Origin of the sequence: Acinetobacter sp. YH12131, assembly GCF_013418635.1 — a bacterium.
In the GTDB taxonomy this organism is placed as follows: Bacteria; Pseudomonadota; Gammaproteobacteria; order Pseudomonadales; family Moraxellaceae; genus Acinetobacter; species Acinetobacter towneri.
The window spans coordinates 200,604-214,105 of the sequence record NZ_VPBQ01000004.1; the positions used below are offsets into that span (position 1 = coordinate 200,604).

At 39.2% G+C, this 13,502-nt stretch carries 14 protein-coding genes; 11 read left to right on the forward strand and 3 right to left on the reverse strand.

Features of this window, described 5'->3' with window-relative positions:
* The first annotated feature begins 377 nt into the window (after positions 1-377).
* Positions 378-1,619: a sodium/glutamate symporter gene (gene gltS / locus FTU66_RS05230; protein ID WP_180112430.1), complete on the forward strand. Its 1,242-nt coding sequence runs from the start codon at positions 378-380 to the stop codon at positions 1,617-1,619.
* A 92-nt stretch (positions 1,620-1,711) separates the two neighbouring features.
* Here gltS and chrA read toward each other — a convergent pair whose 3' ends face one another.
* Positions 1,712-2,938, reverse strand: coding sequence for a chromate efflux transporter (gene chrA / locus FTU66_RS05235; protein ID WP_180112431.1), 1,227 nt, complete (start codon positions 2,936-2,938; stop codon positions 1,712-1,714).
* A gap of 269 nt (positions 2,939-3,207) precedes the next feature.
* Between chrA and FTU66_RS05240 the strand changes: the two genes are divergently transcribed.
* The 3 genes from FTU66_RS05240 (at position 3,208) to FTU66_RS05250 (ending at position 5,587) form a co-directional block, all read left to right on the forward strand.
* Positions 3,208-4,182 carry a patatin-like phospholipase family protein gene (locus FTU66_RS05240; protein ID WP_179989456.1) on the forward strand — a complete coding sequence of 325 codons (975 nt, stop codon included), beginning with the start codon at positions 3,208-3,210 and terminating at the stop codon, positions 4,180-4,182.
* Between the two features lie 355 nt (positions 4,183-4,537).
* Positions 4,538-4,708: a hypothetical protein gene (locus FTU66_RS05245; protein ID WP_004977313.1), complete on the forward strand. Its 171-nt coding sequence runs from the start codon at positions 4,538-4,540 to the stop codon at positions 4,706-4,708.
* Positions 4,709-5,065: 357 nt separating this feature from the next.
* Positions 5,066-5,587, forward strand: coding sequence for an acyl-CoA thioesterase (locus tag FTU66_RS05250; RefSeq protein WP_004977311.1), 522 nt, complete (start codon positions 5,066-5,068; stop codon positions 5,585-5,587).
* Between the two features lie 184 nt (positions 5,588-5,771).
* Here FTU66_RS05250 and FTU66_RS05255 read toward each other — a convergent pair whose 3' ends face one another.
* Positions 5,772-5,984: a hypothetical protein gene (locus FTU66_RS05255; protein WP_004977309.1), complete on the reverse strand. Its 213-nt coding sequence runs from the start codon at positions 5,982-5,984 to the stop codon at positions 5,772-5,774.
* 521 nt (positions 5,985-6,505) lie between these two features.
* Here FTU66_RS05255 and FTU66_RS05260 point away from each other — a divergent pair.
* The 4 genes from FTU66_RS05260 to FTU66_RS05275 all read left to right on the forward strand — a co-directional run bounded on the left by FTU66_RS05260 (position 6,506) and on the right by FTU66_RS05275 (position 10,554).
* Positions 6,506-7,528 carry a GTP-binding protein gene (locus FTU66_RS05260; protein WP_180112432.1) on the forward strand — a complete coding sequence of 341 codons (1,023 nt, stop codon included), beginning with the start codon at positions 6,506-6,508 and terminating at the stop codon, positions 7,526-7,528.
* Positions 7,529-7,620: 92 nt separating this feature from the next.
* Positions 7,621-8,151 carry a YaeQ family protein gene (locus FTU66_RS05265; protein WP_004977306.1) on the forward strand — a complete coding sequence of 177 codons (531 nt, stop codon included), beginning with the start codon at positions 7,621-7,623 and terminating at the stop codon, positions 8,149-8,151.
* A 58-nt stretch (positions 8,152-8,209) separates the two neighbouring features.
* Positions 8,210-8,551: an FKBP-type peptidyl-prolyl cis-trans isomerase gene (locus FTU66_RS05270; RefSeq protein ID WP_004977304.1), complete on the forward strand. Its 342-nt coding sequence runs from the start codon at positions 8,210-8,212 to the stop codon at positions 8,549-8,551.
* Between the two features lie 161 nt (positions 8,552-8,712).
* Complete coding sequence (locus FTU66_RS05275; RefSeq protein ID WP_257222055.1) at positions 8,713-10,554, forward strand: GGDEF domain-containing protein; 1,842 nt, start codon at positions 8,713-8,715, stop codon at positions 10,552-10,554.
* Positions 10,555-10,578: 24 nt separating this feature from the next.
* On the opposite strand, the gene FTU66_RS05280 is transcribed toward FTU66_RS05275, so the two are convergent.
* Positions 10,579-10,899, reverse strand: coding sequence for a co-chaperone YbbN (locus FTU66_RS05280; RefSeq protein WP_004977299.1), 321 nt, complete (start codon positions 10,897-10,899; stop codon positions 10,579-10,581).
* Positions 10,900-11,051: 152 nt separating this feature from the next.
* Here FTU66_RS05280 and FTU66_RS05285 point away from each other — a divergent pair, with 152 nt between their 5' ends.
* From FTU66_RS05285 to FTU66_RS05295, 3 genes are all read left to right on the forward strand, one after another.
* Positions 11,052-12,044 carry an NAD(P)H-quinone oxidoreductase gene (locus FTU66_RS05285; protein ID WP_179996988.1) on the forward strand — a complete coding sequence of 331 codons (993 nt, stop codon included), beginning with the start codon at positions 11,052-11,054 and terminating at the stop codon, positions 12,042-12,044.
* 300 nt (positions 12,045-12,344) lie between these two features.
* On the forward strand, positions 12,345-12,524 hold the full coding sequence (locus FTU66_RS05290; RefSeq protein ID WP_131262037.1) for a hypothetical protein: 180 nt from the start codon (positions 12,345-12,347) through the stop codon (positions 12,522-12,524).
* A gap of 313 nt (positions 12,525-12,837) precedes the next feature.
* Complete coding sequence (locus FTU66_RS05295; RefSeq protein ID WP_180112433.1) at positions 12,838-13,344, forward strand: hypothetical protein; 507 nt, start codon at positions 12,838-12,840, stop codon at positions 13,342-13,344.
* Positions 13,345-13,502: the final 158 nt, after the last annotated feature.

Sequence of the window (13,502 nt, forward strand, 5' to 3'; positions counted from 1 at the left end):
AGTGGTTGATTATCTTTAACGGAAGGTATTTATCCACCTCAGATATTTTGGAGCTTATATGAGATTACCTCTCAGTGTTAAGCCGATTCAGTTGTTTGCACTCGAAGTCACCCCGAAAGTGAAAATGCTGTCTTTTGTCTTTCTTTTCTTCTGTTCTAGGCAAACGCAGATGATAACGCTTGAGTGAAACCAAAGGATGGGTTGGTTGAGCGAAATGCATACCTCTTAAACTTCGGTCAAATACGATACTGTTTACATACTTTGTATTGCGGCATTTTTTAGTTGATTTAGAGTCATAGTGATGCAAATGCTTTGGTTTGCATAGACAGTTCTTCATCATATTAAAAATAATCTGCAATCACTATATGGATATTGCCATGGAATTTACTTTTAATGCGTTTTATACGCTGATTGCTGCGGTCATCGTCCTGCTCTTAGGGCGACTTTTAGTCAATAAAATTGATTTTTTAAAACGCTATAATATTCCTGAACCTGTTGCAGGTGGTTTGGTTGCCGCTATTGTTTCATTGTTGGTGAATCAATTTTGGGGTTATAGCATTACCACCAGTAGCGCATTGCAAACTAGCTTTATGCTTATTTTCTTCGCCTCGATTGGTTTAAGCGCGAACTTCACAAAATTGCGTCAGGGCGGAATCGGTTTAATTATTTTCTTGATTGCAATTTCCATATTTATTGTGTTGCAAAACATTGTCGGCATTAGTCTTGCAACATTGTTAGGTATTGATCCACTAATTGGTTTAATTGCAGGTTCAATTACCTTAACTGGCGGTCATGGTACGGCAGGTGCGTGGGGTGAAATTTTAGAAACCCAATATGGTATTCAAGGTGCTTTGGCACTGGGCATGGCAAGTGCGACCTTTGGTTTAATTATTGGTGGTTTAATTGGTGGTCCACTGGCTAAAACTTTAATCAACCGTCATCAATTGGCTGTACCACGTACCGACGAACAAATTGAAAAACGCGATAATACGCCTGCGGATCAAGATTCCAATGAGTTTATTCCATTTGAATATCCGCATCAGGTTCGTTTAATTACAGCAGATAATGCAATTACTACTTTGGGTTTATTTGCTGGATGTTTGGCATTTGCCGAATTTATGACAGGCGCTGCCAAAGGCAGCATGTTTGAATTACCAACTTTCGTTTGGGCATTGGCGGGCGGTGTGGTTCTGCGTAATGTCTTAGAAAGTATTTTTAAAGTTAATATTTTTGACCGTGCGATTGATGTGTTTGGGAATGCATCTTTATCGTTATATTTGGCGATGGCGTTGTTGTCACTCAAACTATGGCAATTGGCCGATTTGGCAGGTCCGTTGATGGTGATTTTAGGTGCGCAAGCACTCACAATGGCGTTATATGCTGCCTTTGTAACCTTTCGTATTATGGGGAAAAACTACGATGCAGCCGTGCTGGCAGCAGGACACTGTGGTTTTGGGATGGGGGCAACGCCAACAGCAGTCGCCAATATGCAGGCCATTACCAATATGTATGGTCCATCTTATAAAGCGTTCTTGATTGTGCCGCTGTGTGGTGCATTCTTTGTCGATTTAATTAACGTTGCGGTGATTCAATCTATTCTAAAATTCTTTGGTGGCTAAGCTCCAAAGCATTCAGGCTTGATTCAATCATCCACAAAAAAATGCCAGTTCAATTGAACTGGCATTTTTATTTGATCGATAGCATTTTTAATTTAAGCCATGAAATGCAAGAATGCTGTATAGACCAGAAAACTACCAATTAGACTGAGCCAAACAGGTAGTTTGGATTTTAATAATCCAATCACCAAAACAATAAACAGCAGATCAACAATACTCAAAATATGACGCTGTGCCATTTCGAGCACCATATACAGCAGCAAACCGACTACCGCTGCATTAATCCCTATAACCGCATGACGAATATAGGCTTGCTGCATCAACCAAGACCAATAAGGCAAAGTCGAAAATACTAAAAAGAAAGATGGCAGAAAAATCGCCAACGTGGCTAAAGTCGCATTCAGCAGCATAGATTCTGTCATTGGAATCAAACTGCCCAAATATGTTGCAAAGCTGAACAGTGGGCCAGGCACCAATTGCGCCATGGCATAACCCAAATCGAACTGTTCTGCACTGACTAAGCCTGTGCTAACAAAATCTTGATGCAATAAAGGCAAAATGACATGCCCACCGCCAAAGACCAAAGATGCGGCTTGATAGAAACTTAAATTGGCTGCATAGAGTAATTGAGGTTGCAGCCAGTTTAGACCTGACAGCACAATAAAGGGTGCAACAAAAAGTACTGCCCAAAATACAGCATAACGACGATGTTTGAGTAAATGTGCCGCAGTAAAATGCGTATCTGTCGCCGTTGTATTGGTGGATGATTGTGCAGCAGTTGGTGCTGCGCGTTTCGCCATCCAAATGCCAAAACAAGCGGCAATCAGAATCACTAAAACTTGATTGAAGCTCAATGGCACCAGATAAATAAATAGGGCAGAAGCAAACATTAAGGCATATTGCCAAACCGTTTTACAAAAACTGCGCAACATTTGCCAAAATGCCCAAGCCACCACGGCCAATACGATCAGTTGAATACTGTGAAAGCTATTTGACGACAGTACATCTAAATATTGATGTCCCAAAACTGCAACCAATGCCATAAACAACGCTGAAGGTAGGGTGAAACCCAACCAAGCTAGGACTGCACCCCAATAGCCTTTTTGCAAATAACCAATCGCTAACCCCACCTGACTACTAGTTGGGCCAGGTAAGAGTTGTGCAAGTGCGACAATTTGTGAATACTGGGATTCATCTAGCCATTTGAGTTGTTGCACAAAACGCTGATGGAAAAACACCAAATGCGCTGCAGGCCCACCAAAAGACAGACAGCCTAATTGCAGAAAAATCCAGAATAATAAGGAATAAGAAGGTGTTGGCATATAATTTTAGACAGATTCGACTTGTGCGCCACTGTAGTGGCTAGACGTGACAGTTTAACGAATTACTACAAGGATCGGTTAAAATAATAGATAGACTATGGGCGGTCATGCAAGGCGAAACAAATAGCATCAGTGGCATGGTTAAGATGGTTGCTGTATCAAGTTAGCTGATCAACCTTGTCACGATTGGCGGTGAAATATCGACTGAAACCTATGGATTCAAGAAGGTCATTATGAAAATTGGGTATGTATCTCTTACAGCATTATTGATGGTGGGATGTCAGGCAGTGCCATCACAGCAGCAATTTTCGACTCAAACTTTACTTGAGTCGCAGCCCGTGGTTGAAGCAGAGTCACGCCTGAATCAAATTGATTTTCGTCAGTTAAAACAACAAAAAAAACGTCCAATTGTTGCATTGGTTTTGGGCAGTGGTGGTGCTCGTGGTTATGCACATATTGGAGTAATTGAAGTACTTGAGCAGTACGGTATTCATCCTGATTTTATTGTGGGCAGCAGCGCAGGCAGCATTGTCGGTTCAATTTATGCCAGTGGTAAAAATGCACAGCAATTACGTGAAATTGCCATGAATATGAAAGCCAATGATGTGCGGGATGTGACTTTAGATTTAAAAGGCTTTTTTGATGGTAAAAAAGTTGAAAATTATGTCAATGCACAAGTCGATCAACTCCGTTTGGAGCAATTTAAAATCCCGATGTACGTGGTGGCGACTGAATTAAAAGAAGGCAAAAAAGTTGTATTTAATTATGGCAATACGGGTCAAGCGGTGCGTGCGTCAGTGTCTATCCCAAGTATGTTTGTACCTACTAAAATTGCAGAACATGAATATGTCGATGGTGGTTTAGTGAGCCCTGTACCTGTCAAGGTTGCACGCGATTTAGGGGCAGATATTGTGATTGCCGTGAATATTTTGGCGCAGCCTATTCATACTGAAACCAGTAATGTGTGGGGATTGTTTAACCAAAATATTAATATTATGCAAAAGCATTTGGCCAATGAAGAATTGAAACTGGCAGATGTGGTCATTCAACCCGATTTACGTGAAAAAGCCCATATTTTTGATGTGAAAGGGCGCGAAGCGACCATGTTGGCAGGCGCAGAAGCAACTGCAGCGCAATTAAATAAAATTGATCAGGTCTATCAACAGCATCATTATGCGCATGGGCATAGAATTGTAGACTATAAAGTGAGTAATACTTTTGGGCTTTATGGACAGTTTAAATAGCTGTCCAGATCCTTCATTTAGGTCAATTCAATGAAATCAACAGATTTAACTTAAGTCTAATTAGGTGCTTGATAAAAATAACTTTAATGTTAGATTGCTTAGATTTATTCTTTGTAAGTATTTGATATTATAGTTTAAAAATAAAGATACCCTAAAGATATCTAAATACTGAGATGAGGTGTTTAGACTTAAAATCAATTTTTTAGCGTGTTCTTTCGCACTGTTTCCATTTATTCTATGCAGCATTTACTGAATTCGTTTTTTAAGCAGTTTACCAATTGAACATGCTTCCAAGACGGCCTAACTTTTGTGCTTCAGGACTTTAAAACTTTATAAAAAATCGAGGGGATACTTCATGCACGGCTTTGAAATTGGACAGCAGGTGAAACTTGCTACTATGGAGCAAGTTATTTTTACAGTGACGATGATTAATCCAGATGGTTCTTATGTGATTGAAGCTGCACTGAGTACCGAACAAACTTTGACTTATAGCAATGTGTCGCAGGAAATGCTGCGCTTGGTTTAAATGTCGCAGCGAAGTTTGAAAATTTACGGGGAAATTGAACTTTTTTTGTGTAAATTCGCCGAAATTTGCTTGAATAATCCATTGAATAAAAGATTTTAGATTGTTTTTTGAACACTTGAATCAGGGGGATTCACGTAATATTCAATTTGAACAAATATTCTAAAAAATCAGAAATGGATTAAAAAATAACAGCTTGGGAGTCTTAGTCTTTAGTCTTATAATTTTAAATAAATGTTATCATAAACAATATAAATAATAATGATGCAGTTGTTGCCGAAATGAACATTCAAACTTTTATAAACGCGATATAATAATAGGCTCATATCTTACTGTCTTTAAAAGAGTCTAGAGAACGCGATGTCACCATTAGATCAAATTGCCCCAGTGTTAGATGACCAGTCAGAATTAACCATGACCGTGTTAATGACACCCGACATGGCAAATTTCTCAGGGAATGTACATGGTGGAACAATTTTAAAACTATTAGACCAAGTGGCGTATGCATGTGCAAGCCGCTATTCGGGTAGTTATGTGGTGACCCTTTCGGTTGATAAAGTGAACTTTAAAGAGCCGATTCATGTGGGTGAATTGGTGACTTTCCTTGCTAGTGTGAACCATGTCGGTCGTACTTCAATGGAAATTGGGATTCGTGTAGAAGCACAAAATATTCAAAAGCGTACAGTGCGCCATACCAACAGCTGTTACTTCACTATGGTTGCTGTCGATGAAAATGGTAAACCAAAACAAATCCCTGCGTTGAAATTAGACAATGACTGGAAGCGTTGCCGTTTTGAAGCAGCAGAGCAGCGTAAAGTAGCACGTTTGCAAGAAAATCATCATCCATCTTGCAGCATTTATAAGAAAACTGAACAAAACTAAGTTTTCATCAAATTTAGCTGAAAACCTGTTTGCAATTGTAGACAGGTTTTTTTGTGCCTATTTTTTAATTTTGTCCAAGGCAATATTGATTAGTTATGCAGATAAACAAAAACTGAGTAAACCGAGAGAGTGGCGGAAAACTCAGTTTTTGTATTCGATTTACATTTTTAAATGTATCTAAGTTTTAAGGCTGTTGCGTCGATGCAGCAGGGGTTTCAGTGCTTGCTTCAGATGCAGGTTGTGCAGCAGCTTGTTCTGAAGCTGGTTCAGCCACAGTTTCCTGCGTTGAAACAACCACTTTTTCCTGTTCTGTTGCTGTCGATTCAGCCTTTGCAGCAAAAGTAGTTGCAGTGGCAAAAGCAAAAGTTGATGCGAGTAAAATTTGTGTCAATTTCATGGTTTGGCATCCTTATTTAAAGTTTTTCATGAGTAGTAGGGAGTGCTCAGCACAAGCATTAAGTAAAAAAACTTATTGCGGCTAAAGTGTTCAAGTCAGTCATCACCTGATTTGAACGGGCTGAACAGGAACTCATGCTAAAGAGCCAAAGCTATGGGATCAATGCTTGCAACAAAGCAAAACAATGACGGTTACTTGAACCGCACAATGATGATGAATAGGTCGTAGTTTGGTAATTTTTGTTTTAAATATGCAGTCAAATCCAATCAAAATGGCTGTGTTTTCCGCAATAAAATTGCGTGGTTGGCAATAAAACATAACATCAAGCGGCTAAAACTCGTGTATTTCCCCAAATAAGTTGCAGATCATCACGTAATAAATGTAAGCGAATTTTTCAAATCATGATGGTGATAGATGTGCTGAAATGAATAAATTTCAGTGTGTTTAGATTCAGATTGAACTAATCGCTAAACTTGCTTAGCATGCTTGAGTTGTTTGAAATTCAATAAAGTGAGCTTATTTTGAAATTAATTGCACCACAAAAAGCAGTCCCGACGCATATTATTTCTGGTTTTCTCGGTGCAGGAAAAACCACCTTATTGAAACAGTTACTCAGCCAAAAACCAGAACATGAAGTTTGGGCGGTGCTGATGAATGAATTTGGACAAATCGGGGTCGATCAACAACTCTTACCTCAGCAACAGGGTTATCAAGTCAAAGAATTATTGGGCGGTTGCTTATGTTGTAGCAGCCAATTGCCTATGCAAATTGCTTTGTCGCGTTTATTGTCCGAAGCGAAGCCTGACCGTTTATTCATCGAGCCGACAGGTTTGGGGCATCCTGCGCAACTCTTGGAACAACTGACCGAACCACATTGGCATACGCATTTATCGATGCGCGCCTTGGTGACGGTAGTAGATGGTTCGCGTTTGCATGATCAGGCGTGGACGCAGCAAAACCTGTATGCCGATCAGCTCAAAGCTGCACAAATTATTGTGGTGTCACATGCAGACCAAATGCAGGCGGCAGATGAGCAAGCCCTCATACAACTACAACAGGAATATCAAGCCTACGCGCAAAAATGGTTGAAAGCAGAACAGGGTCATCTGGCTTTGACCGAAATGGATATACCGTATGTCGGTACACAGCGTAAAATTCAGCCGTTGCTAAAATTGCAACAGAAGGTCAGCTCTACAAATCTGCAAGAGTCTGCAGAAATCAAACAATTGCCATATCACTATGTCGAAACTGCACAAGGATATGCAGTCGCAGGTTGGAAATTGCCTAAACGTTGGCAATTCGACTTTTATCCCTTATTAGATTTACTCTGTGAACAGCAAGATTGGCTGCGTATTAAAGGAATTTTTTATACCAATCAGGGTTGGAAAAGTTTCAACTTCAATCCGCAGCAATTTAATTATCAATCTACCGATGAAGGCATAGACAATCGGTTGGAAATTATTTATCAAACCGCGCGGGATTGGGAAAAATTTGAGGCTGAACTATTGGCGTATCGGGTCGATGCTGCTGCGGTTCTAGACTGAAATCTATACGTTATCGGGCAAACGATACAGCAAAATCACAGAAAATCCATTATGCTTAGTGGCAAATTTAAACATAGTTTTAGGAATAGACAATGGCGCTGAAAGCGACAATTTATAAGGCAGATTTGAACATTGCCAATATGGATGTGCATCAATACGGTGACTATCAGCTCACCATGGCATTGCATCCTTCTGAAACTATTGAGCGATTGATGGTGCGTATTTTGGCATTCGCACGTTATGCAGATGAAGCTTTGGAATTTACCAAAGATTTATTTGAAACCGATGAGCCTGCTTTGTGGGAAAAAGACTTAACAGGGCAGTTAATTAAGTGGATTGAAGTCGGTTGCCCAGATGAAGACAAAGTCAAAAAAGCCAGTTCGCGTTGTAAGCAAGTTGCGATTATTGCTTATGGTTCATCGGTAGATGAATGGTACAAACGTAACAGTAAAATCAAAACTTTAAATAATGTTGAAGTGTGGCAACTATCGCCAGCGAGTACCGAAGCCGTTCAAGCTTTATGCGAACGTACCATGCAATTGCAGTTGAATGTAATGGATGGCGAATGGACATTGATTGGCGATCAGGCACAGGCTCAGATTGAGTGGACACAGTTGCAATAACACTTGCACGAGCTGGAAATTATCTTAAACATCGAAGTGTAAATATTTGGAGATGAACATGAGTGCAGAATTAGAAATTATTGATTTGGTGGTGGGTGAGGGGAAAGAAGCGGTTAAAGGCGCTTTAATTACTACGCATTACACAGGCTGGTTGGAAGATGGCACCAAGTTTGATTCATCCTTAGACCGTGGTAACTATTTTGAAACCGTGATTGGTACAGGTCGTGTCATTAAAGGCTGGGATCAAGGCATCATGGGGATGAAAGTGGGTGGTAAACGCAAACTGATCGTACCTGCGCATTTGGCTTATGGTGAGCGCAAAATGGGCAATATCATTCCTGCTAATTCTAATTTGATTTTTGAAATTGAATTGTATGATGTGAAAACACGCGATCAATAAACACCTTTCAACTTAGCCAAACCGCTAGAATTTAAGTCATTCATCCGATGCCAGTAAGGTCTAGCATAAATGACTTAATTTTTTACTTCAAATTTAGTGCAAGAACGATTAGATTAAAAAACAAGCACAATAGGACTTTTGCATTTTTGAATTTCACTCGGATGTGGCACAAGTGTGCATTACTCTTCTTAATTTTACTGTGCAGTGTACTCACACCACCGCGTGTGTTGGCGCAGTATGAGTCTGCACCTGAATCTTACTATCTACATCAACAACTGCTCAATTCTGTTCAATTTACTGAAGATCAATCGAGTATTTTGACTGGGCGATGGTTGTTTTATCCGCAACAATTGATTCAAGAACCCAGTGCGGTACTGGCATCGAATACCGTTGAATTGCCTGCTTCATTTGAAGATTTAATGGGCAATGCCAATACTTACGGCACTTTTATTGGGCACTTTCAAATTCCAAAAGAATTTCTAGGCAGACGTATTGCGATTTGGATTCCCAACCAATATGGCGCCTATCGGGTATTTTTAAATGGCGATCCACTGGTGCGTGTTGGCACAGTCGGTGCAGATGCGAGTAGTCACCAAACCGAAAATGCCCCACGAATTGCATATTTTGTTCCTGAAAGTGAATATTTTACCCTGACCATTCAAGCGTCTAGCTTTCAGAGCTTGCAAGGTGGTTTAAAAAATCCAATGAAAATTGGTTTAAGTCGCACCATCAATCAACAGTATCAGCGTTTGATGATGAGTATTGCCATGATTTGTGGGGCAGTACTTGGTATTGGTTTGTTTACCTTGATGTTTTCGGCATTTAGTCTTGCAAATGGTGGAAAGACCAAGCGTATTTTTATTTTCGGCATTTTTATTGTTTTTCTGGCATTACACAATTTATTTTCTGCACCCTATGCCTATACCACTTTCCTGAATTTAAGTTGGTCTTGGGGAATAAGACTCGAATATTTATTTAGTTTTTTAGCGATTTTATTTTTCCTGAGTTATATGTTTTTGCTCAGTTCGCGCTATTTGCATCGTTGGGTATATAGCGCGGCAATGCTGTTATTGAGCTTTAATATTGGGGTGACGCTGTGGGCAGAACCCACTATTTTTCAGCAGTTGGCATTTTATAGTTCTTTTTTCTTTGTGCTGATTTTGGCAAATTTTGCTTATGGATTTTATCAAACCCTGCATTCAGGAGAGCATTATTCTAGAATCAATTTTTGGGCAGTAATTATTCTGTGTGGCACATTTATTCATGATTTTTTATTAATGCTGAATTTGGTCAATTCCATTCATTTATCTTTTATTTCGACCAGTGTTTATGCATTGCTCATCATGTTTCAGCAGGCACGAAATTATGCCTACCATAACTTACGCATTGAACGCTTGAACCAAAAACTGATTCATTTAAACAGCTCGTTAGATTTAAAAGTGCAGGAACGCACTGAACAACTCAGTCTTTTGAATGAAAAACTGGAAATACAGATTAAAACCGATGCATTAACAGGGGCATATAATCGCCGTGCATTAAATGAAGAAATTCAGCGTTTGTATTTTGAAACCTTGCAAAATAAGCGACATATTTTGGTCTTTGCGATGCTCGATGTCGATTATTTTAAAAAATACAATGATCATTATGGGCACTTAAAAGGCGATCAAATTCTGCAAAACCTAGTTAAAGTTTTACAAGATACTTTGCCTAAAAATGCGTTTGTGGCACGTTATGGGGGTGAAGAATTTGCCATTTTACTGCACGATATTCCGCAACCTGCGATTGCACCACTCATGCAAAAGGTCTTGCAGGCTGTGCGTGATGCAGCTTTTGAGCATGTAGCACGAGAAGACCATAAACAATATGTGACTTTAAGTATCGGTGTAGCGTGGATGACTCGCGCACAAGCGTATACGCACGTGGATGATTTTATGAAAGCTGCAGATGCGCATTTGTATCAAGCCAAACATGCAGGACGCGATCAGGTAGTAATTCAAACTTAATATGTTGACGCTACTCTACATGGCTTAAAGATAGCTCTGAATTTTTTGTTGAAGTTGTACGACAGAAACATTGCCCGACAGTCGTTCAACAATTTGCCCATCTTTAAAAATCAGAGTGGTCGGTAAACCAAAGACTTGATAACGCAAAGTTAAAATTGGAGATTGATCGACATTCACTTTGCCAAACTTTACCGAAGCATCAAAAAGTTGGGCAAGCTGCTCAAAAAATGGTGCATTTTGAACACAAGGCGTACACCACGTCGCATAAAAACGAATCACCGCAACGCCTGTTTCATATTCAAACTCACGGTAATTATTTTCGTTGTATTCCACAATTTCTGACATCACATACTCTTTAATCATAAATAAAAATTTAATCACGCATGAAACACCACGGCATGAGAATTATACCTAAGTTAATCTGGGTTTTAATGCTTTGCTGTTTTATGTTCAAATAGTCAGAATTCATATCAGCATCAAACAATCAGGGATTTGCCATGACACAAAACACAATGCAGCAGATTATTATTACAGAACCAGGTGGCCCAGAAAAATTAGCCTATGAAACGGTTGCAATACCTGAGCCACAAGCCAATGAGGTTTTGGTCAAAGTACATGCTTTTGGTTTGAATCGTCCTGATATTTTACAGCGTCAGGGTCTGTATCCTATGCCTAAAGGCGTGACGCCAGTGCCAGGTTTAGAAGTAGCAGGTGAAGTAGTTGCTGTGGGTGCAGATGTTAGCCAATTTAAAGTTGGTGATGCAGTGTGTGGCTTAACCAATGGTGGTGGTTATGCAGAATATTGTGTTGTGCCTGAAAGCCAGACTTTGACAATTCCAACAGGTGTCAGTTTTGTACAAGCCGCTGCGATACCTGAAACATTTTTTACTGTGTGGGCCAATGTATTCCAAATGGGTAAAGCCAAAGCAGGTGAAACGGCGCTGATTCATGGTGGAACCAGTGGTATTGGTACAACTGCTTTAATGCTGTGCAATGCCTTAGGTTTAAAAACCTTTGCAACCGTAGGTTCAGATGAAAAAGTACAAGCAATTTCACATCTCACCACAGCAATTAATTACAAGACACAAGATTTTGAACAAGTGATTAACGAAGCGACAGACAATGCTGGGGTCGATGTCATTTTAGATATTGTTGGTGCGCCGTATTTGGAACGTAATTTAAACTTATTACGTCGTGATGGTCGCTTGGTGTATATCGCATTCTTAGGTGGTGCAAAAGCCAAAGAAGTAAAACTTGGTCAAATTATGATGAAGCGTCTTACCATTACGGGTTCGACCATGCGCGCCCGCGATACTGCAGAAAAAGCTGAAATTACCAAAGGTTTGCAAGAGATAGTTTGGCCATTGTTAGCCAAAGGTGAATGTCTGCCTATGATTTATAAAACCTTTCAGTTTGATCAAATTCAGCAAGCGCATGCCGAAATGGATACAGGCGAGCATGTGGGCAAAGTAGTGGTCGAAGTGATTTAAAGACTCAAATTTAAAATCAACGTACATAAAAAAACTGACCGAGTGTCAGTTTTTTATGTGTACTTTATAGAGGATTTTAACAAAGATTTTTTGAATCAGTTTTAGCAATTATTTTAATCATAATTACATAAATATTCCTTTAAACTACAATTCAACACAATAAAATTTTTCCAAATAGTCAAATATTAAGGAGGTGTAGGACACACCCTGTCAATAATAAACCTTATCTTTATATTCATTGAATTCATTCTCAAGATTACAAAACGGTTCATGTAAAATAATTTGATAGAGAGCAGGCTTATGAAAATTTTATCTGCATATACGACAAAGCACAGTCTACGTGCATTAAAACGGTTACACAAAAATATTGTTCGTCAGCAAATCAATGTTGGGAACTTAAATAAAATGTATCATGCGATGCTACATTTAGAGCGCTATATTGACCGCCTCGATCATGATAAACGCGAAAACTTGTATTAAGTGTAAAGAGCAACCTGTTAATTATTTTTTACTAAAAAGTACAAGTGAGTTGAAAAGTTAAACCTGTTATTTATTGGATTATTCATTTGAAATAACGGGTTTTAAATAGACGGTAAAATTCAGGAGAAAAACTAAGGGAACAATAAGAAATTTAAAATAAACAAGGATGATCAAAGCTGAAAGATCAATTTTAAACTGCTGCACTGTAATAGGTGCAGCACTGCCTTGTGTGAACAATTGCTTCGGAATGTGTCGAGCTTTTAGCTAAATTGTGCGAAAATAGCGTTTTGCTATTTTTGTCCAAGGGCAGTACATGATTGACCAATCTCCTGAATCATTAAGTGATATCGAAATACTCGACATTTTGCAGTCTATGAAAAGTGATGAGCTAGACACAGAGGCAAAAGAAATTATCCGTAATGGTGGGAAAGCAGGTCGTCAGGAAGCGCATAAAGCAGCGTTGGTGGCACTGAATCAATCATTTGAAAGCAAATTTGTAGAAGCGGTGAGTTTGGCTTTGCAGTTAAATGAAGCGCAAATGAAAAAAATTCGTTATAAAAAAGACCGTGTGCGTATTTTAAAAGCACGTGGGATTGATTATTTAGCCATTGATGGCACAGAAACTGCACAAGTATTGGCTCAGGTTGCACAAGCGATTGTGCGTGAAGATGCTGTGGTAACGCATGATTTGCACAATATTTTCCCATTCTGGAAAGAAGGCTGGCCGATGGTGCAATTTGATAATGTTTATAAAATCTTAGCTGAAGATATTGCAATTCATTATCAAGCGGTATTAGATGAATTGATTAAGCAATACTAATATTTAGATTGTTCCCAATAAAAAAGCACTAGAGGGCGTTCAAAATTCTGTGTCAGTAAATTTGACTAGATTTTAATTATATCATCTAATCGACCTTCAAAGTAAATGGATAATTGAGTAATCGTTTGTCCCCATTCCTGAATAGGCATTGTCCATTT